General features: G+C 74.4%; 18 protein-coding genes. 10 read left to right on the top strand and 8 right to left on the bottom strand.

Annotation, left to right across the window (positions count from 1 at the left end; translation table 11 throughout):
- The first annotated feature begins 138 nt into the window (after nucleotides 1–138).
- From ACIRVF_RS32345 to ACIRVF_RS32330, 4 genes are all read left to right on the top strand, one after another.
- The gene (locus ACIRVF_RS32345) at nucleotides 139–1,353 is read left to right on the top strand and encodes a nucleotide disphospho-sugar-binding domain-containing protein (RefSeq protein WP_402825786.1); all 1,215 of its coding nucleotides are present in this window, start codon (nucleotides 139–141) and stop codon (nucleotides 1,351–1,353) included.
- A 68-nt stretch (nucleotides 1,354–1,421) separates the two neighbouring features.
- Entirely contained in the window at nucleotides 1,422–2,324 is a 903-nt protein-coding gene (gene rfbA / locus ACIRVF_RS32340) for a glucose-1-phosphate thymidylyltransferase RfbA (RefSeq protein WP_402825783.1), read from the top strand.
- Nucleotides 2,325–2,366: 42 nt separating this feature from the next.
- Entirely contained in the window at nucleotides 2,367–3,344 is a 978-nt protein-coding gene (rfbB, locus tag ACIRVF_RS32335; RefSeq protein ID WP_402825780.1) for a dTDP-glucose 4,6-dehydratase, read from the top strand.
- The gene (locus ACIRVF_RS32330) at nucleotides 3,341–5,014 is read left to right on the top strand and encodes an FAD-dependent oxidoreductase (protein WP_402825777.1); all 1,674 of its coding nucleotides are present in this window, start codon (nucleotides 3,341–3,343) and stop codon (nucleotides 5,012–5,014) included. The genes rfbB and ACIRVF_RS32330 overlap by 4 nt, the downstream gene beginning before the upstream one ends.
- A 114-nt stretch (nucleotides 5,015–5,128) precedes the next feature.
- On the opposite strand, the gene ACIRVF_RS32325 is transcribed toward ACIRVF_RS32330, so the two are convergent.
- A complete protein-coding gene (locus tag ACIRVF_RS32325; protein WP_402825774.1) occupies nucleotides 5,129–5,746 on the bottom strand; it encodes a dTDP-4-dehydrorhamnose 3,5-epimerase family protein in 618 nt (205 codons plus the stop codon).
- A gap of 158 nt (nucleotides 5,747–5,904) precedes the next feature.
- Here ACIRVF_RS32325 and ACIRVF_RS32320 point away from each other — a divergent pair, with 158 nt between their 5' ends.
- Nucleotides 5,905–6,936, top strand: coding sequence for an NAD-dependent epimerase/dehydratase family protein (locus tag ACIRVF_RS32320; RefSeq protein WP_402825772.1), 1,032 nt, complete (start codon nucleotides 5,905–5,907; stop codon nucleotides 6,934–6,936).
- Between the two features lie 44 nt (nucleotides 6,937–6,980).
- Nucleotides 6,981–8,207, top strand: coding sequence for a methyltransferase domain-containing protein (locus ACIRVF_RS32315; RefSeq protein ID WP_402825769.1), 1,227 nt, complete (start codon nucleotides 6,981–6,983; stop codon nucleotides 8,205–8,207).
- 28 nt (nucleotides 8,208–8,235) lie between these two features.
- Here ACIRVF_RS32315 and ACIRVF_RS32310 read toward each other — a convergent pair whose 3' ends face one another.
- The gene (locus ACIRVF_RS32310) at nucleotides 8,236–9,210 is read right to left on the bottom strand and encodes an NAD-dependent epimerase/dehydratase family protein (protein ID WP_402825767.1); all 975 of its coding nucleotides are present in this window, start codon (nucleotides 9,208–9,210) and stop codon (nucleotides 8,236–8,238) included.
- A gap of 210 nt (nucleotides 9,211–9,420) precedes the next feature.
- Between ACIRVF_RS32310 and ACIRVF_RS32305 the strand changes: the two genes are divergently transcribed.
- Nucleotides 9,421–10,017 carry a dTDP-4-dehydrorhamnose 3,5-epimerase family protein gene (locus ACIRVF_RS32305; RefSeq protein ID WP_402825764.1) on the top strand — a complete coding sequence of 199 codons (597 nt, stop codon included), beginning with the start codon at nucleotides 9,421–9,423 and terminating at the stop codon, nucleotides 10,015–10,017.
- Here ACIRVF_RS32305 and ACIRVF_RS32300 read toward each other — a convergent pair.
- The 3 genes from ACIRVF_RS32300 to ACIRVF_RS32290 all read right to left on the bottom strand — a co-directional run bounded on the left by ACIRVF_RS32300 (nucleotide 9,983) and on the right by ACIRVF_RS32290 (nucleotide 12,824).
- Nucleotides 9,983–11,338, bottom strand: coding sequence for an NAD(P)/FAD-dependent oxidoreductase (locus ACIRVF_RS32300; RefSeq protein ID WP_402825761.1), 1,356 nt, complete (start codon nucleotides 11,336–11,338; stop codon nucleotides 9,983–9,985). The two genes, ACIRVF_RS32305 and ACIRVF_RS32300, sit on opposite strands and share 35 nt — an antisense overlap.
- Nucleotides 11,335–11,544: a ferredoxin gene (locus ACIRVF_RS32295; protein WP_402825759.1), complete on the bottom strand. Its 210-nt coding sequence runs from the start codon at nucleotides 11,542–11,544 to the stop codon at nucleotides 11,335–11,337. Before ACIRVF_RS32295 ends, ACIRVF_RS32300 begins: the two co-directional genes overlap by 4 nt.
- An 80-nt stretch (nucleotides 11,545–11,624) precedes the next feature.
- A complete protein-coding gene (locus tag ACIRVF_RS32290; RefSeq protein ID WP_402825756.1) occupies nucleotides 11,625–12,824 on the bottom strand; it encodes a cytochrome P450 in 1,200 nt (399 codons plus the stop codon).
- A gap of 197 nt (nucleotides 12,825–13,021) precedes the next feature.
- Between ACIRVF_RS32290 and ACIRVF_RS32285 the strand changes: the two genes are divergently transcribed.
- Nucleotides 13,022–13,615, top strand: coding sequence for a MarR family winged helix-turn-helix transcriptional regulator (locus tag ACIRVF_RS32285; protein ID WP_402825755.1), 594 nt, complete (start codon nucleotides 13,022–13,024; stop codon nucleotides 13,613–13,615).
- A 21-nt stretch (nucleotides 13,616–13,636) separates the two neighbouring features.
- On the opposite strand, the gene ACIRVF_RS32280 is transcribed toward ACIRVF_RS32285, so the two are convergent.
- Nucleotides 13,637–14,749 (bottom strand): RNA-binding protein, encoded by a 1,113-nt coding sequence (locus tag ACIRVF_RS32280; RefSeq protein WP_402825753.1) that lies wholly within the window; start codon nucleotides 14,747–14,749, stop codon nucleotides 13,637–13,639.
- A 140-nt stretch (nucleotides 14,750–14,889) separates the two neighbouring features.
- Between ACIRVF_RS32280 and ACIRVF_RS32275 the strand changes: the two genes are divergently transcribed.
- A complete protein-coding gene (locus ACIRVF_RS32275) occupies nucleotides 14,890–15,504 on the top strand; it encodes a hypothetical protein (RefSeq protein ID WP_402825750.1) in 615 nt (204 codons plus the stop codon).
- Here the strand turns inward: ACIRVF_RS32275 and ACIRVF_RS32270 are convergent.
- Together ACIRVF_RS32270 and ACIRVF_RS32265 are read right to left on the bottom strand one after the other, a co-directional pair.
- Nucleotides 15,495–15,635 carry a hypothetical protein gene (locus ACIRVF_RS32270; protein WP_402825748.1) on the bottom strand — a complete coding sequence of 47 codons (141 nt, stop codon included), beginning with the start codon at nucleotides 15,633–15,635 and terminating at the stop codon, nucleotides 15,495–15,497. The two genes, ACIRVF_RS32275 and ACIRVF_RS32270, sit on opposite strands and share 10 nt — an antisense overlap.
- 351 nt (nucleotides 15,636–15,986) lie before the next feature.
- Nucleotides 15,987–16,706 (bottom strand): ricin-type beta-trefoil lectin domain protein, encoded by a 720-nt coding sequence (locus ACIRVF_RS32265; protein ID WP_402825745.1) that lies wholly within the window; start codon nucleotides 16,704–16,706, stop codon nucleotides 15,987–15,989.
- 240 nt (nucleotides 16,707–16,946) lie between these two features.
- Between ACIRVF_RS32265 and ACIRVF_RS32260 the strand changes: the two genes are divergently transcribed.
- Entirely contained in the window at nucleotides 16,947–17,852 is a 906-nt protein-coding gene (locus ACIRVF_RS32260; RefSeq protein ID WP_402825743.1) for a PIG-L family deacetylase, read from the top strand.
- Nucleotides 17,853–17,883 lie beyond the last annotated feature (31 nt).

Here is a 17,883-nt window from a genome sequence, read left to right as displayed (position 1 = left end):
CGGCGGCCCCTTGGCGTGCCCGCGTGCCCGCGTGCCCGGGTCGGCCGGACCTCCAGCGCCCCTCAAGCCGGACGGGGCACGATCGGCGCCTCGCGGCGCCGCAGCGGCCGCCGCCCACCGTCGCAGGAGGAACCCGTCATGCGTTTTCTGTTCGTGGCGCAGGGGCCGTCGCACGTCCAGTGGCAGATCCCCCTGGCCTGGGCCGCCCAGCTCGGCGGGCACGAGGTGCTGGTCGCCACGCGGCCGACCTGTGTCGACCAGGTCACCCGGGCCGGCCTGCCGGCCGTCGCGATCGGCGACGAGCAGCGCATCGCCGCGCTCACCGAGCAGGTGAAGGCCGATCTGTTCGCCCAGGTGGGCCGCCGGGTGGCCGAGCAGGGCGGCGGCGACTTCGCCCCCACCGAGAGCGAGATGCTGATCGCCGGCGGGCGCAAGATGATCGCGCTGGCCGAGGGGATGGCGCAGGACGCGGTGGAGGTGGCGCGTGCCTGGCGCCCCTCGCTGGTCGTCCACGACACCGGTGCCCTGGTCGGGCTGGTCGCCGCGGCGGTGCTGGGCGTGCCCGCGTACGGGCAGATCTGGGGAGCGACCTCCGACGGGATCTTCGACGTCGCGGACGAGCACATCCTGCCGTACTTCGCGCCGCTGTTCGAGAAGTACGGCGCGGAGCCGCTGACCGCCGCCCCGACCTGGATCGACCCGAGCCCGCCGAGCCTGCGCTCGCCGCTGCCCGTACGGCGCGTCGACGTGCGCTACACCCCCTACAGCGGCCCGGGCGTGGTGCCGGAGTGGCTGTGGCAGGAGCGCTCCGGCCCGCGGGTGTGCCTGACCACCGGGATCTCCGTCTCCGGCGACTCCTCGATCTGGAGCGACACGCTGCAGCGCACGCTGCTCGACGCCCTGCGCGAACGCGGCTGCGAAGCCGTGGTCACCGTCAAGGACGCCTCCCACCCCTCCCTGCGCGCCCTGCCCCCCGGCGTGCGCCTGGTGGAGAACTTCCCGCTCAACGTGCTGCTGCCGACCTGCGACGCGGTGATCCACCACGGCGGCACCGGCACCGGCACCACCGCCCTCGCCCTGGGGGTGCCCCAGCTGGTGCTGGCCCACCACCCGATGCACCGCCAGTGGGGCGCGCAGATCGAGCGCTCCGGGGCGGGGGCGATGGTCCGCACCGACGTGGCCGTCGACCCCGGGGCCGTCACGGCGGCGGTGGCGGCGGTGGTCGAGGGCGCGCACGCGCGCGAGAAGGCGGCCGCGGTCGCCGCCGAGATCGCCGCGATGCCCTCCCCCGCGACCGTCGTCGAGCAGCTGGCCGGCGAGGCCGCCGCGTACTCCACCGGAGCTCCGAGCTGATTCGATGCGCCCGGAGGAGGCTTCGAAACCTCTGGATCGCATCGGTCCCGCAAAGGAGTCAGCTGTCCATGCGTGGCATCATCCTCGCCGGCGGAAGCGGAAGCCGGCTGCACCCGATCACCCAGGGTGTCTCCAAACAACTCCTGCCCGTCTACGACAAGCCGATGGTGTACTACCCGCTGTCGGTGCTCATGCTGGCCGGCATCCGGGAGATCCTCCTCATCTCGGCGCCCCGCGACCTGCCGCTGTTCCAGCGGCTGCTGGGCGACGGCTCGGCGCTGGGCCTGGACCTGCGGTACGCCGAGCAGGCCCAGCCGCGCGGCATCGCCGAGGCGTTCACGCTCGGCGCCGACTTCATCGACGGCGAGCCGTGCGCCCTGATCCTGGGCGACAACATCTTCCACGGGAACCGGTTCTCCGAACTGCTGCGCCCGCACACCTCGATCGCCGAGGGCTGCGTGCTCTTCGGCTACCCCGTGGCCGACCCCCAGCGCTACGGGATCGGCGAGGTCGACGCCTACGGGCGCCTGGTCTCCATCGAGGAGAAGCCCAGGAGCCCGCGGTCGAACCTGGCCGTCACCGGCCTGTACTTCTACGACCGCCACGTCGTGGACATCGCGCGCGAGCTGCGCCCGTCCGCCCGCGGCGAGCTGGAGATCACCGACGTCAACCGGCGCTACCTGGAGGCGGGCACGGCCCAACTGGTCGAGCTCGGCCGGGGTTTCGCCTGGCTCGACACCGGCACCCACGACTCGCTGATGGACGCCGGCCAGTACATCCAGACCCTCGAACGCCGCCAGGGCATCCGCATCGCCTGCCTGGAGGAGGTCGCGCTGCGGATGGGCTTCATCGACGTGGACGCCTGCTACCGGCTGGGCGAGGCGCTCGCCAGTTCGGGCTACGGCCAGTACGTCATGGACACTGCTGTGTCGACCGGAGCCCGGCTGGAACAGGCCCTGGCGGCCAAGTGAGGGTCACCCAATCCTCGAACGACAGTGGAAGGACAGGACGTTATGAGAATCCTGGTCACCGGGGCGGCCGGGTTCATCGGCTCCCACTACGTGCGCACGCTCCTCGACGGCGGCTATCCCGGCGAGGAGGCCTCCCACGTCACGGTGGTCGACAAGCTCACCTACGCGGGCAACCGGGCCAACCTGCCGCTCGGCCACCCCCGCCTCACCCTGGTGGAGGGGGACATCTGCGACCTGCCGCTGCTGCTGGAGGTGCTGCCCGGGCACGACGCGGTGCTGCACTTCGCCGCCGAGTCGCACGTCGACCGCTCGCTGCACTCCGCCGCGGAGTTCGTGCGCACCAACGTCGCCGGGACCCAGACCCTGCTGGAGGCGTGCCTGCGCACCGGCGTCCAGCGGGTCGTGCACGTCTCCACCGACGAGGTGTACGGATCGATCGACGAGGGCTCGTGGACGGAGCACAGCCCGCTGTTGCCCAACTCCCCCTACGCGGCGTCCAAGGCGTCCTCCGACCTGATCGCCCGCTCCTACTGGCGCACCCACGGCCTGGACCTGTCGGTCACCCGCTGCTGCAACAACTACGGGCCGTACCAGCACCCGGAGAAGCTGATCCCGCGCTTCACCACCAACCTGCTCCAGGGCCGCCGGCTGCCCCTGTACGGCAGCGGCGGCAACGTCCGCGAGTGGCTGCACGTGGACGACCACTGCCGGGCGCTGCACCTGGTGCTGACCAGGGGCCGGGCCGGCGAGGTCTACAACATCGGCGGCGGCCACGAGCGGACCAACCGGCGGCTCACCGAGCTGCTGCTGGACCTGTTCGAGGCGGACTGGAGCGCGGTCGAGCCGGTCGCCGACCGCAAGGGCCACGACCTGCGGTACTCCCTGGACGACGGCAAGATCCGCACCGAGCTCGGCTACGCGCCGCGGATCGACTTCGAGGAGGGCCTGGCGGCGACGGTGGCCTGGTACCGGGACAACCCCGGCTGGTGGAAGCCGCTGCTCGGCGAGGCGGCGCGGTGACGGCCCCGGACCCGGCCGCCGGACGCGCCGGCCCGCAGGTGCTGGTGGTCGGGGCCGGCCCGGTCGGCCTGAGCGCCGCCCACGAGCTGGCCCGGCACGGGGTCGCGGTGCGCCTGGTGGACGCCGCCCCGGGCCCCGCCACCACCAGCCGGGCCCTGGCCACCCACGCCCGCACCCTGGAGACCTACGACCAGATGGGGATCCTGGACGAGCTGCTGCCGCGCGGACAGCGGGTCGAGCACTTCACCCTGCACCGGGGCGGCCGGCGGCTGGTGCGCTTCGACACCGACTACAGCCGGCTGCCCACCCGCTTCCCCTTCACCCTGATGGTCGACCAGACCATCACCGAGGAGGTGCTGCGCACCGCCGCGGCCGGGCACGGGGTGCGGGTCGAGTGGGGCGTGCGGTTGGAGGGCTTCGAGGACCGCGGCGACCGGGTCGACGCGCTCCTGCGCCACGCCGACGGCCGCACCGAGACGGTCACCGCCCAGTGGCTGGTGGGCTGCGACGGCGGGCACAGCACCGTGCGCCGCCGGCTCGGGCTGCAGCTGGTCGGCGACAGCACGGAGACCTGGCTGATCGCCGACGCCGTCATCGACTGCGACCTGCCCCGCGACAGTATCCACTGGATGCACACCTCGGCCGGCACCGTGATGATGGTGCCCTTCCCCGAGCCCGGCAAGTGGCGGCTGCTGGACACCGCCGAGACCACGTACGAGAGCGAGGAGGCGCTGGCACGGCGCTTCGCCCGGAAGATCGCGACCGGCTGCGGACGCCGGGTCCACGTCCGACCGCCCAGCTGGGTCTCGGTGTTCACCATCCAGCAGCGCATGATCCCCACCATGCGCTCCGGCCGCTGCTTCGTGGCCGGCGACGCCGCCCACGTGCACAGCCCCGCCTCCGGCCAGGGCATGAACACCGGCGTCCAGGACGCCGTCAACCTCGCCTGGAAGCTCGCCGCGGTGATCGGCGGCTCCGCGCAGGAGTCCCTGCTCGACAGCTACGGCGCCGAACGCGTCCCGGTGGGCGCCGAGCTGCTCAAGTCGACCCGGATGGCCACCCTCCTGGTCCAGCTGCGCAGCCGGTACGCGGCCGCGGGACTGCGGGTGGCCTTCGGCATCGTGCGCACGGTGACCCCGCTCAAGTCCAGGATCCAGCGCAAGATCATGGGCGGCATGTCGGCGCTCGGCCTCTCCTACGCCGGCCGGGCGCTGGCCCTGCCCTGCCCCGCGGGCCCGCCCACCGGCGGGCGCGCGGCCACGGTCACCGCCCAGCGCCTGGCGGACTCGGCGGGCTGGCAGCAGCTGGTGGCGCAGCTGCGCGAACCGCGGTGGGCCCTGCTCGCGTTCGCCCGCCCCGGCGAGCGGGACGCGGCCGCCCTGCACCTTCTCGCCGAGCGGTACGCCGCTCTGCTGCGGGTCCGCACGGTGTTCTCCGGCCCGGGGCAGGGCGCCGCGCCGGGGCAGGAGTGGCCCGGCGCCCTGGCGGACCCCGGCGACCGGCTGCGCACCGACCTGGGCGCCGCGCCCGGCGACTGGGTGCTGATCCGGCCCGACGGCTACGTCGCCGCGCGCGGCAGTGCCCTGGCCGGCTCCGGGCCCGGCACGCCCCGGGGGGCGCTGGCGGCCCTGGGGCTGCGCCCGGCCCCCGTGCCGTCCCGCGCCGACTGATCCGGTCCGCGCCCCGGCCGGCCCTGCGGCCGCAGGGCCGGCCGGGGCCGTGCACCACGCGTCCCCGGCCGGCCGCGGGCCCGCCCCGCCGCCCGGGGCCCTGCCCGTGCCCGGCTACCGGGGCGCCTCGGCGCGCAGGCGCCGGTACAGGGCCAGGCACTCGTCGTAGTGCGCGAGCAGTCCCTGCCGTGCGGCCTGGGCCACGGTGGGCGCCTGCTCGTCCTTCTGCGACAGCAGCGGCCTGCCGGTGAGTCCTCGCTCCCACGGCAGCGCCAGCTCCGGGTCGAAGGGGTTGATGTCGAACTGCGTGCCGGGGACGAACTCGGTCGAGCACAGGTAGCTGATGCAGGCGTCGTCGGTGAGCGCCACGAAGCCGTGGGCCAGGCCCTCGGCGATGTACACCCCGGTTCCCTCCTCCGCCGACAGCAGCGTGGTGTCGTGGACGCCGAACGTGGGCGAGCCCAGGCGCAGGTCCACCACGACGTCCAGCAGCCGGCCCCGCACGCAGGTGACCAGCTTGGCCTGCCCCGGCGGAATGGTCACCCCGTGGAGCCCGCGCAGCGTGTTGCGCACCGAGACGGAGTAGTTGACCTGCAGCGGACGGAAGACGTGGCCGGTGGCGCGGGCGAGTTCCCGGTATCTGTAGGACTCGTGGAAGCTGCCGCGTTGGTCACGGATGAGACGCGGAGTCAATCGGTAGGCATCAGGCACGGCCATCTCATCAATACCCATGGCGCGGGACAGTAGCCCGGCCCGTTCGAATGCCGGTAGCGGCCGCCGCCCTGCGCCGCCACGGTCGATCCGTTCTCAAGCCCGTTCGGCGACGATTCCCTCGTTCGGGGACGAAGACGGGTCTTCGGCCGAGGGCCGACGCACTGGAGGGGCAGGCAGTGGTGCATGACGAACGGCTCTCGGTCGTGGTGCTGGGATCCAGCGGCTTCGTGGGCCGCCACGTGTGCGAGGCCTTCGCGGGCGGGGGCGCCGACGTGCTGGGCGTCGCCCGTTCCGAGGCGCCCCCCGGCGCCGCGGCGCCGACCGTGCGCCTGGACCTGAGCCGCGCCTCGCGCCGGCAGGTGGCCGCTCTGCTGCGCGAGCGCGCGGCGGACGTGGTGGTCAACGCCGCGGGCGCGGTCTGGGGCGTGACCGACGACCAACTCACCAGCAGCAACGTGGAGTTGACCGGGAGAGTGGTGGACGCGCTGTCGACGCTGGAGCGCCCGCCGCGGCTGGTCCACCTGGGCTCGGTCCACGAGTACGGCGTCGGCGCCCCCGGCACCGCCCTCACCGAGGAGCACCCCACCCGGCCCGCCGGCCGCTACGGGCACTCCAAGCTGCTGGCCACCCGGGCCGTCCTCGACGCCGTCCGGGAGAGGGAGTTGGACGCGGTCGTGCTGCGCATCTCCAACGTCTGCGGGCCCCACGCGCCGCGCGCCAGCCTGCTGGGCATGATCGCGACGCACCTGGCGGCCGTCGCCCGCCACCCCGGCGGCGCCGCGGCGGCGCCGCTGCGGCTGTCCCCGCTGCGCGCCCACCGGGACTTCGTCGACGTGCGCGACGTGGGCCGGGCGGTGGTCGCCGCCGTCGCGGCGCCCCTGGACGCCGCCGGCCCGGACCAGCGGGTCGTCAACATCGGCAGCGGCAACGCGGTCAGCGTACGGCAGTTGGTGGACCGGCTGATCGCCCTGAGCGGCCTGGACGGCTCGGTGGTCGAGGAGTACGAGGCCGCGGACGGGCGGCCGGGCGCCGAGTGGCAGCGCGTCGACATCACCCGGGCGCGCCGGCTGCTGGGCTGGCTGCCGCGCTGCCCGCTCGACCAGTCGCTGCGCGACCTGCTGGCCGCGGCCGTACCGCCGCCGCCGGAGCCGGACGCGTCCATCCGAGCTCAAGTGATTGTCGAACCGGGCCCGGGAGCATCCCGTTGAGCAAGGCCAGCAGGAACACTCCGCCGACACTTGGGGAACACATCATGTCTGCCACGCCCAGCTGCCGAATCTGCGGCGGTTCGCTTCGCGAGTTCTTCGACTTCGGACGCCAGCCGGTGGCTGACGCGTTCGTCGCCCCGAAGGACCTCTCCAACGAGTTCTTCTACCGCCTGGCGGTCGCGGTCTGCACGGCCTGCACCATGGCGCAGCTGGTCGAGGGCATCCCGCGCGAGCGGATGTTCCACGTGGACTACCCGTACGTGGCCTCGGGTTCGGCCGACATGCGGCGCCACTTCCGGAACGTCGCGCAGAGCTTCCTGGACAACGAGCTGAAGGAGCCGGGGTCCTTCATCGTCGAGTTCGGCAGCAACGACGGGATCATGCTGGAGACGGTCGCCGCGGCGGGGGTGCGCCACCTGGGGGTGGAGCCCTCCAAGCGGGTGGCGGAGGCGGCCGCCGCCAAGGGGATCCGCGTGCGCAACGCGTTCTTCGAGGAGTCCACGGCGAAGGAGGTCTTCGCCGCGGAGGGGCCGGCCAAGGTGGTGTACGCCGCCAACACCTTCTCCCACGTCGACTACGTCGACTCGATCTTCCGCGGCGTGGACGTGCTGCTGGCCCCCGACGGGATCTTCGTGTTCGAGGACCCGTACCTGGCCGACATCGTCGAGCGGACGTCCTTCGACCAGATCTACGACGAGCACTACTACTTCTTCACCGTGCGGTCGGTCCAGGCGATGGCCGCCCAGTACGGCTTCGAGCTGGTCGACGTGGAGCACCTGCCGGTGCACGGCGGCGAGATCCGCTACACGGTGGCCCGCCCCGGCGCCCGGACGCCCAGCCCGGCGGTGGCCCGGTACCTGGACCGGGAGAAGATCCTGGGCATCGCGGAGCAGCGCACGCTGGACCGCTTCGCCGCCAACGTCCAGCAGCTGCGCGAGAGCCTGCGCGACGTCCTGGTGCGGTGCCGGGAGCAGGGCAGGACGGTGGCCGGGTACGGGGCGACCGCGAAGAGCGCCACGCTCACCAACTTCTGCGGGATCGGCCCCGACCTGGTCTCGTACATCTGTGACAACACCCCGGCCAAGCAGGGGCTGCTCAGCCCGGGTTCGCACATCCCGGTGCGCTCCCCGGAGGAGTTCGCCGCGTCGTACCCGGACTACGCGCTGCTGTTCGCGTGGAACCACGCCGCCGAGATCATGCGCAAGGAGAGCGGGTTCCAGGACCGGGGCGGGCAGTGGATCCTCTACGTGCCCGAGGTCCACCTGGTCTGACGGCGCCCGCCCCTGCCCGGGTCCCCGGCTAGGCGAGCGCCGCCACGAGGTCGTCCAGCGCCTGCCGCAGCGGCATCCGGGGCCGCCAGCCGGTGACCGACCGGAAGGCGGAGGAGTCGACGACGGTGCCGCGCGCGTCGGTCTCAGTCGCCGTGCGCGGGGGTTCCACGCAGCGCACGGGCACCGGTGGCCGGCCGGTCCGGGCGGCCACGCTGCGGGCGATGGCGGTGAACAGCTGCGCGACCGTGACCGGGTCGCCGGTGCCCACCGGCCAGTGCCGTCCGGCCAGTTCGTCCGCGTGGTCCAGGCAGGCGGCCACCGCCCGGGCCGCGTCGGCGACGTGGAGCAGGTCGCGTTCCACCGCTCCCGTGCCCCAGAGCGTGAGCGGTTCGCCGGCCAGCGCGCGGTGGGTCATCGCCAGCACGACGCCGCGCCCCTGCGGGCCCGGTCCGCGGCCGTAGACGGTGGGCAGCCGCAGCGAGACGCCGCGCAGGAGGCCCTCGGCGGTGGCGGCCGTGAGCAGCCGCTCGGCGGCGAGCTTCTGGCGGGCGTAGACCGTCACCGGTTCGTCGGGCTCGCTGCCGTCGACGGGGCCGGAGCGGCCCACCTGGGAGACGGAGCCCGCGAAGACGACCGTCGGAGGGCGGCGTCCGGGCCGGTGCTGTGCCCGCAGGGCCTCGACCACCGAGCGCATCAGTCCCACGTTGATCCGCTCGGCGTGCGGGTCCAGCTCCGCCGCGCGCCAGTTGGCGGCGTCGGTGGTGTGCGCCACCAGGTGGACGACGGCGTCGGCGTCCGCGACGGCGCGGGCGGCCTCGCCGGGGGCGGTCAGGTCGACCTCGCGGGTCTCGACGGAGGCGGCCGCGTCGGCGGGTGGCGCGCAGCGGCGCCGGCCCACCAGGCGCAGCCGCAGCGGGCGGGCGGCGAGTTCGGCGGCGACGGCCGAGCCGAGGTAGCCGGAGGCGCCGAGGACGGCGACCAGGGGCCGGGCGGGAGGTGACATGGGCGGTCCCCTTTTCTGTTCTGTGCTTCGGGTCTTCGGGTCTTTCTTGGGGTCTTCGGTCTTCGGTCTTCGGTCTTCGGTCTTCGGGGCAGGTGGGTCCACGGTCAGTTGTGCCAGGGGTTGCACGAGTGGCCGTCGAGCGGTGCTGGACGTGGGCCTGCCACGGTCGGACGGGGCCGGGATCGGCCGGCCGCCCGGAACGGAGGCGAGATGGAACTGCGTCAGCTCAGCGTGGCCGGGGCGTGGGAGGTCGCCCTCGATCCGCGCCGCGACGAGCGCGGGTCGTTCACGGAGTGGTACTCCGTGGGGGACTTCGCCGGGGTGCTGGGGGCGCCGCTGCCGCTGGCGATGGCCGGGGTGTCGGTCTCCCGCAAGGGGGTGATCCGCGGCGTGCACTACGTCGACACCCCGCCCGGGCAGGCCAGGTACGTGACCTGTGTCGCCGGGGAGGTGCTCGACTTCGTGGTGGACGTGCGGGAGGGCTCGCCGACCTTCGGCGGGTGGGACTCGGTGCGTCTGGGTGCGGACCACGCGCGGGCGGTGTACCTGTCCGAGGGGCTCGGCCACGCCTTCACGGCGCTGACCGACCGGGCGACGGTGCTCTACCTGTGCTCGGCGCCCTATGCCGCGCAGCGGGAGCGCACCGTCCATCCGCTCGACGGGGAGCTGGCGCTGCCGTGGCCCGTGAGTGCGGACGTGGCCTCGCTGTCGGAGCGGGACCGCTCGGCCCCGGGCCTGGCGGAGGCCGGGCGCCGGGGCCTGCTCCCGTCCTTCACCGCGGTCCGGGGCCTGGTCCGGGACCGTTGACCGGCTGGTCCGGGACCGTTGACCGGCTGGTCGGCTCCGCGTTGGCCGGCTGGGCGGGGCCGCTGCCCGGTGCGTCGGCGGCGGTGGCGGGCGGCCAGGGGGCGTGGGCGGCGACCTGGGCGCGCAGCTGCCGCAGGGCGCGGGCGGAGGCGATGCCGACCGCGCCGGTGACCCGGCCCCGGCGCAGGCAGGCGGCGGCGAAGCGGTGCTCGGCGGGGCTGCCGTCGACGAGTTGGAAGCGGTCGGCGCTGCCGGGGCTGCCGAAGGCCTGGACCCGCAGGCCGTACTGGTCGGTCCACAGGTACGGGACCGGCGCGTAGGCCGGCCGGGCGCCGTGCGGGCCGGCCAGCAGGTCGCGGGCGGCGTGCAGGGCCTGTTCGGTGGCGTTGGTGCGCTGTTCGAGGCGCCGGCGGCGGCCGGTGCGCGGGTCGGGCCAGGAGGCGGCGTCGCCGGCCGCCCAGACGCCGGGGCCGGCGGCGCAGTGGGCGTCGCAGGCCACGCCGCCGCCCGGGTCCAGCGGCACGCCGCTGCCGGCCAGCCACTCGGTGGCGGGCTCGGATCCGATCGCCATCAGGACGGCGTCGGCGGCCAGTTCGGATCCGTCGGCCAGCCGCACGCCGGCGGCGCGGCCGCGCCGCTCGACCACCGCCGCGGCCGTGCCCCGGTGGATGCGCACCCCGTGTTCGCGGTGCAGGCCGGTCAGCAGCGCGGCCGTCTCGGCGCCCAGGACGGCGGCCATGGGTGCGGCGGCGGACACCAGCCAGGTCACCTCGGCGCCGAGTCCGACGGCGGTGGCCGCCGCCTCGGCGCCGAGCAGTCCGCCGCCGGCCACCAGCAGCCGTGCCCCCGGGCGCAGTTCCTCGCGCAGGGCGAGGGCGTCGGCGAGGGTGCGCAGCACGTGGGCGCCGGGCAGCGGTCTCCCGGTCCCGGGCGGCGTCGTGGCTGCGCGCGGGGTTGTGACGGCTCCGGGCAGTCGGCGCGGGCGGACGCCGGTGGCGAGGATGACGGCCTGGCAGCGGATCCGGTGGCCGTCGGCGAGGTGCACCGTCCGGGTCCGGCGGTCCAGGCGTTCGGCGGGTGCGCCCAGGCGCAGGTCGAGTCGCAGCTGCGCGAGTGCGTCGGGGCTGCGCAGGGCGAGCCGGTCGGGTTGCCACTGGCCGTCGAGCAGGTGCTTGGACAGCGGCGGGCGGTCGTACGGGGGTTCGTCCTCGGCGCCGACGAGGGTGAGGCGGCCGTCGTAGCCGGCCCGGCGCAGCGCCTCGGCGGCGTGCAGTCCGGCCGCGCCGGCGCCGACGACGGCCACCTCCCGCAGTGCGGTCACGCCCGGTCCGGGGCCTGGTCGAGCTGGATCGCGGCGGCCGGGCAGACGGCGGCGGCGTCCTGGACGGCCTGGTGGAGTTCGGCGGGCGGGCGGGCGTCGAGCAGGACGACGATGCCGTCCTCGTCGCGCTGGTCGAAGACGTCGGGGGCGGCGAGGACGCAGTGTCCGGCGCCGCAGCACTTGTCCTGGTCGATCTGGACGAGCATGGGGTTTCCCTTCGGGGCGTGACCGGTCTCGGGGTTGGTGAACCGCGGTGTGCGGCCGGCGTGTGGGGGCCGGAGCTCCGTTACCAGGCGATCGGCAGTTCGTGGACGCCGTAGATGAGCATGTCGCCGCGGAAGCGGACGTCCTCGAACGGTACGGCCAGGCGCAGTTGGGGCAGTCGCCGCAGGAGGGTGCTGAGGGCGATCTGCAGTTCCAGCCGGGCCAGCGGCTGGCCCAGGCACTGGTGGACGCCGAAGCCGAAGGCGAGGTGGCGGCGGGCGTCGCGGGTGAGGTCGAGTTCGTCGCCGGCCGGGAACTCGTCCTCGTCGCGGTTGGCGGTGCTGATCATGCAGACGACGCCTTCGCCGGCCCGGATGCGCACCCCGCCGAGGTCGACGTCCTCGGTGGCGACGCGGGTCAGGCCGGAGTGCACGATGGTCAGGTAGCGCAGCAGTTCCTCGACCGCGCCGGTGACGGCTTCGGGGTGGCGGCGCAGGTGGTCGAGCTGGTCGGGGTTGCGCAGCAGGGCCAGGACCGACAGGGCGGTCATGTTGGCGGTGGTCTCGTGTCCGGCGATGAGCAGCAGCCGGCCCATCGCGCCGATCTCCGCGGTGTCGAGTTCGCCGCGTTCCACCAGGCGGCTGAGGATGCCGTCGTCGGGGCTGGTGCGCTTGGCCTCGGTGAGGTCGCTCAGGTAGTCGATCAGGCGGTGCTGGGCGGTGGCGACCTCCTCGACGGAGGATTCGCGGCGCAGCAGGACGCGGCTGCACTCCTGGAAGAACTCGTGGTCCTGGTAGGGGACGCCGAGCAGCAGGCAGATGACCAGGGAGGGCAGGGGCAGGGCGAAGTCGTGGACCAGGTCGGCCTCGGTGCGGGAGTCGGTCATGCGGTCGAGCAGGTCGTCGGCGATGCGCTGGATCTCGGGGCGCAGCGCCTCGACCTTCTTGATCATGAATTCGCCGGTGAGCATCCGGCGCAGCCGGGCGTGCTCGGGGTCGTCCATGCGGATGAAGGTGGGCTGGCCGGTGTTCAGCTGCCGGACGCCGGCGGTCAGGAAGGGGAAGCCGGGGCGGGTGCCGTCGGCGCTGAAGCGGGGGTCGGACAGGACCGCCTTGACGTCCTCGTGGCGGGTGGCCAGCCAGCTGGTGCTGCCGTCCCACAGGGAGATGCGGCTGACCGGTTCCTCCTGCTGGGCCTGCTGGTAGGCGGGCGGCGGGGCGAAGGGGCAGGTGCCGCGGGCGGCGGGGTGGGTGAAGCGGGGGGTCTGGGCGGCGGTGGCCATCAGGGGCTCCCTTCTCGGGGGTGGGGTGGAGCGGGTCCCTGGAGCATTTACGTGCCAAAAGCAACTAACTCGCCGTCACGCTAACTCGCGGTCCGTGGCGGTGGAAGAGGCCATCCGGTGGGCGCCGATTCTGTCCGAAATCCGGTCAGCGGTCGGCACCGCAGCGGCGGCGGGCACCGGCTCGCTACAGTTCGCCCATGTCGGACGCCGCAGACGATCGAACCGCCGCCGCGGACGCCACCGCGGACGCAACCGCGGACCTGGAGGCCGTACTGGCCTCGCTGGCCTACCTGCTGACCCGCTCCCAGGAGCACGAACGCCGCACCGCCCGGGCCGGCATCACGGCCGCCCGCTCGGACGTCTACCTGTTGCGCGCGCTCGCCGAGGCCGAGGGGCCCAGCCGGGTCGGCGACCTGGCCGCCAGACTGATGGTCAAGCCCTCGCACGTCACCCGGCAGATCGACCGCCTGGAGGGCCAGTGCCTGGTGGAGCGCACCCCGGACGCGCTGGACCGCCGGGCCCGCCGGGTGGTGCTCACGGCCGACGGGCGGGCGATGCTGGAGCGGCTGAAACAGGCCAACATCATCGGGCTGACCAGTGCCCTGGAAGGCGTCCCGGAGCCGGACGTGGCCGCGACGGTGAGCGTGCTGTGCCACCTGATCGAGCGTTACGTGCAGCGGGTGCGGGGCTCGATGCTGCCGGAGGAGGACGGCGCCGCTCCCCCGGCGGGCGGGGCCGTGGTGGCGGCGGCCGGGGACTGCGCCGCGGTGCGCGACGTGGTGGAGACCTGAGCGGCCCCGGCCGCCGGGGCGTCAGGCGCGGTGGCCGTCGTCGGGCTCCGCGGTCCGCAGGCGGGCCCAGTGCCGGTCGGCGGGGGTCGGATCGGTGCGCCACCGGGCCCGCAGGACGCCGTCGGCGTCGGGCAGCACGGCGGTGAACAGCGGGCTGCGCTCGTCGGTGCACACCGACAGGACGGCGGCGGCCCGCGCCCCGGACAGTTCGGCGGCCCGCGCCCGGAACTCCTGCGCGTCGCCGACCTCGCCGGTGATCCGGCCGTCGTGGTCCTCCCGGACGAACTCGACCAGGTCCTCGTCGGGGAGGGCGGCCAGGACCGCCGCGACGTCGGTGGACAGCAGGTCCGGCCAGACGGCGAGCCGGGCGCGCGGGGCCAGCCGGGCGCGCAGCGTGTCCATCGCTGCCCCGTCCCTCGCTGCCCCGTGCCTTGCTGTCCCGTCGAGCCGGTGCCAGCGGCAGGCGTTGTCGATGTGCGTCTCCTCCAGCAGCGCCGCCTCGCCGCTCGCCACGCACCCGCGCAGCAGGGCCCAGAAGTCGTCGTCGGCGGGGCGCTGCCCGCCCGGCTCACCGCAGGGGGCCTCGGCCTCGTACGGGGAGGCGTCCAACGGCTCGGGATGCAGGCCCAGTTCGCGGGCGCGGGCCAGCGCGGCCGGGCAGGGCGTGTCGCTGCCGACGTAGACGTACTGGTCCCAGCCGACGTGGACGGCGAAGGCGGGCTCGGCGAAGACGCCGGGCTCGGTCTCCAGCCGGCACCAGGCGCCGCTGTCACGGAGCATGGCCCGTACCAGCTCCAGGCCGAGCGCGACCGGCACCCGGGCGCCGTCGTGGAAGCCGGTCAGGTCGGGCGGGAAGATCCCCGCGAGGCCGCCGCCTTCGACCGCCGGTTCCAGGCCGAAGTGGGTGAAGCCGGGCGGGGCCTGGGGCTCGCGCACGGACAGGTGCCCTACGCCGCTCTCCTCGGCGAAGGCGGCGACGGCCTCCAGGTAGGCGGCCTCCACCGGGCCGTGGTCGCTGACCGCCTCCTCCGTCCCCGTGTAGACGCCCCGCTCGTCGCGGTCGGCGGGGTCGTACTTGGTGATCCGGTACACGTGGCGCGGCGCGGCGGGGGGCCGTGGGGGCGGAGGGCTCATCCGGGCCATCCTGCCGCAGGCGGCGGGCCGTGGGGGCGCCCGGGTCAGGTGGGCGGCGGCTTCGGCGGTGCTGGCGTGATGGGTGGCCAGGCGGTGGACGGGCACTCCCTCGGCCTCGTTCGAGGGGGCATGATGCCGGGATGGAGAACACCACCGCGACAGCGGCCGAAGAGGACTTCGCCACCCTGTGCGACCGGGCCTGGGACGTCCTGGTCCCCGCCCGTGCCGACTACCTGACGGGCGTCTCGCCGCACTACGACGAGGTCTTCGACGAGGTCGCGGGGCGGGCCCGCAGCAGCGGCAGCCTCGGCAAGGCCGACATCGCGGTGCTGACGGTCTGGAAGCGGCTGTCCGCGCGCACCCCGTGGGCGGCCGAGTTCCTGTCCCGGCCCGACACGCAGGTGCGGGCCGTCACCGCGCGGGCCGTCGCGGCCGTCCGGGACACCGCCCTCGCGCGCGGTGAGGCCGCCCGTACGGGCCGGGCCGCCCTCGCGGACCTGCCCGGCCTGCGCACCGGGGACGCGCTCGCCTCCGCCGTCCTGACCGCGGCGGCACCCGCGCGGATGGCCGTCTACGACCGCCACGTCCAGGCCGCCCTGGACACCCTCGGCTTCACCCTCACCCCCGCGCCGGGCCGCTACGGCCGCTACCTGCACCTCCTCGACGCCCTCCTGCTGCACGGCGGCACCCGGGCGGCCGGCTGGACGGCCCGCGACCTCGACACCGCGCTGTACTGGGCGGCCCGTCAGCGGTAGACACGGGCCACCGGGGCGCGGTCGGCCAGGACGTCGGCGACGAAGAGGCCGAGGTCGAAGTGCTCCTCCTCGACGAAGGGCGTCAGGTCGTTCTCCAGGCCGGCCCGTGCGGGCGGTGGCGGGTAGCGCAACTACCCTGCCCGACGCCCCCTTGCCGGCCTCCGCCGTCCGCCGCCCGGAGGGAAGGACGCCCGCCCGGGGAACAGGCGCTTCTCGAACGCCCCGAGACCCTCGCGGCCTGGTCGAAGCCGAGAGGAGCGGGCCGGCCGGCGGGCGCGGGGCTACTCCACGCGGGATGGTTGCCCGGTGCGGGCGCGCAAGGCGTGCTGAGCCACGTGAACACCGGTGCCAGGCTGGGCGGGACGGACCATCCGTTGATGACGGCGAGCAGGTGCCAGTAGCGCCGGGGCCCACCTGAGTACGGGGACTCAGGTGGGCCCGGTCGGACACCCGTTGGGGTCGTGAGGGGTCGGGCCGGGGCCTCAGGGGGTGAGGACCCACTTCTGGTTGGCCAGGCCGTTGCAGTCCCAGATGCCCAGCTGGGCGCGGTTGGAGGTGTCGAAGCCGAGCTCGTCCAGGCACTTGCCGGTCAGCACGTTCTTCAGCGAGCCGTCGGGCTGCGGGATCCACTGCTCGCCCTGGCTGCCGACGCAGTCGTAGATCTCGACCTTGGTGCCGTTGGGGCTGGAGGCGCTGCCCCACACCACGTTCAGGCACTTGCCCAGGCCGCGGACGGTGCTGTCCAGGCCCAGGGTCCACCACTGGGCGCCGGTGCCGTTGCAGTCGTAGATCTGCACGGGGGTGGCGTTGTTGTTGCTGCCGTGGGCGATGTCCACGCACTTGCCGCCGTAGCCGACCAGGCGGCCCTGCTTGCCCTGCATGCCGATGACGACCGGGCGGATGGTGTCGGTGGCGATGTCGCCGGGGTGGCACACGGCGGTGGAGGTTCCGTCGCCGACCACGGTGTTGCCGGCGACCCAGTAGGTGATCGGCTGGCTCTGGACGACGTAGAAGCAGACCACCTGGACCTGCCAGACCGTGCCGGCCGGCACGTTGTTGCAGGTCGCGGAGGCCATCGAGCCGCCGCGGCCGGTGCCGCAGGCGCCGGGGGTCTCGGCCTGGGCGGTGGAGGACATGGCGGCGACGCCCGCCAGGGTGAGCAGGGTGGTCAGCACGGCGGCGAGGGTTCGTCGCAGGCGCATACGAGGGGTCCCTTCTGGTCGACGGGGCCCAACCGGATGTGTGGATCGTGTGGTTGGTGCCGCCCAGCGTGGGCGACGAGGTGATGGCTCGTCAACTGTTGTGAATGGCTTGTCCGGAAACAATTCATGCCAGCTTGCAGACTGCCGGTGCCCGGTCCGCGGGGACGGGGCCGGGCGCGGGCTGTCACACCCGCCAGGCAGACTGGGGGCGGACCACCCGAGCGAAGCGAGGACGACACCATGGCCGACCGGCCCCTGACGCTGATGGCAGTGCACGCCCACCCCGACGACGAGGCCACCGGCACCGGCGGCGTGCTCGCCCGCTACGCCGCCGAGGGCGTCCGCACCGTCCTCGTCACCTGCACCGACGGTGCCTGCGGCGACGGCCCCGGCGGCGTCAAGCCCGGCGAGGCCGGGCACGACCCGCAGGCGGTGGCCGCCCTGCGCCGCAAGGAACTGGAGGCCAGCTGCCGCGTCCTGGGCGTCGACCACCTCGAAATGCTCGACTACGGCGACTCCGGGATGATGGGCTGGCCCGCCAACGACGCCCCCGGCGCGTTCTGGGGCACCCCCGTCGCCGACGGCGCCGCCCGCCTGGCCGAGCTGATCCGCCACTACCGGCCCGACGTCGTCGTCACCTACGACGAGAACGGCTTCTACGGCCACCCCGACCACATCCAGGCCCACCGCATCACCATGGCCGCCCTGGACCTGGCCCCCGACCTGACGCCCAAGGTGTACTGGACCACCGCGCCGCACTCGGCGATGAAGCGTTTCGGCGAGGCGATGCGGGAGTTCGGCGCCGACTGGGACGAGCCCACCGAACCCGCTGACGCGGCCGGGGCGGCCGGGGAGACCGGGGAGACCGGCGGGACGAGCGGGGCCGGGTCGGCCGTCGAGGCCCCCGAGCTGCCCCCGATCGGGCTGCCCGACGAGGAGGTCACCACCTGGGTGGACACCAGCGCCTACGGCAGCCAGAAGTTCGACGCCCTGGCCGCCCACGCCAGCCAGGGCGAGAACATCTTCTTCCTGCGGATGGGCAAGGAGCGCTTCACCGAGCTGATGGGCGTCGAGACCTTCGTGCGCGTGCGCGACACCACCGGCGCGCCGCTGCCCGAGCAGGACCTGTTCGCCGGCCTGCGCTGACACCCCCCGGTCCCCGCCCCCGGCACCCTGC

This window comes from Kitasatospora sp. NPDC101157, assembly GCF_044768255.1.
GTDB lineage: Bacteria > Actinomycetota > Actinomycetes > Streptomycetales > Streptomycetaceae > Kitasatospora.
Note: the sequence above shows the minus strand (reverse complement) of the source record. Positions and strands in the feature narration are given on the sequence as shown.

Coding starts and splice junctions, on each gene's coding strand:
- ACIRVF_RS32295 (WP_402825759.1), bottom strand. CDS start 11,544: ATGCTCGTCCAGATCGACCAGGACAAGTGCTGCGGCGCCGGACACTGC.
- ACIRVF_RS32305 (WP_402825764.1), top strand. CDS start 9,421: ATGGAACTGCGTCAGCTCAGCGTGGCCGGGGCGTGGGAGGTCGCCCTC.
- ACIRVF_RS32310 (WP_402825767.1), bottom strand. CDS start 9,210: ATGTCACCTCCCGCCCGGCCCCTGGTCGCCGTCCTCGGCGCCTCCGGC.
- ACIRVF_RS32265 (WP_402825745.1), bottom strand. CDS start 16,706: ATGCGCCTGCGACGAACCCTCGCCGCCGTGCTGACCACCCTGCTCACC.
- ACIRVF_RS32275 (WP_402825750.1), top strand. CDS start 14,890: ATGGAGAACACCACCGCGACAGCGGCCGAAGAGGACTTCGCCACCCTG.
- ACIRVF_RS32290 (WP_402825756.1), bottom strand. CDS start 12,824: ATGGCCACCGCCGCCCAGACCCCCCGCTTCACCCACCCCGCCGCCCGC.
- ACIRVF_RS32285 (WP_402825755.1), top strand. CDS start 13,022: ATGTCGGACGCCGCAGACGATCGAACCGCCGCCGCGGACGCCACCGCG.
- ACIRVF_RS32315 (WP_402825769.1), top strand. CDS start 6,981: ATGTCTGCCACGCCCAGCTGCCGAATCTGCGGCGGTTCGCTTCGCGAG.
- ACIRVF_RS32260 (WP_402825743.1), top strand. CDS start 16,947: ATGGCCGACCGGCCCCTGACGCTGATGGCAGTGCACGCCCACCCCGAC.
- ACIRVF_RS32345 (WP_402825786.1), top strand. CDS start 139: ATGCGTTTTCTGTTCGTGGCGCAGGGGCCGTCGCACGTCCAGTGGCAG.
- ACIRVF_RS32325 (WP_402825774.1), bottom strand. CDS start 5,746: ATGGGTATTGATGAGATGGCCGTGCCTGATGCCTACCGATTGACTCCG.
- rfbB (WP_402825780.1), top strand. CDS start 2,367: ATGAGAATCCTGGTCACCGGGGCGGCCGGGTTCATCGGCTCCCACTAC.
- ACIRVF_RS32280 (WP_402825753.1), bottom strand. CDS start 14,749: ATGAGCCCTCCGCCCCCACGGCCCCCCGCCGCGCCGCGCCACGTGTAC.
- rfbA (WP_402825783.1), top strand. CDS start 1,422: ATGCGTGGCATCATCCTCGCCGGCGGAAGCGGAAGCCGGCTGCACCCG.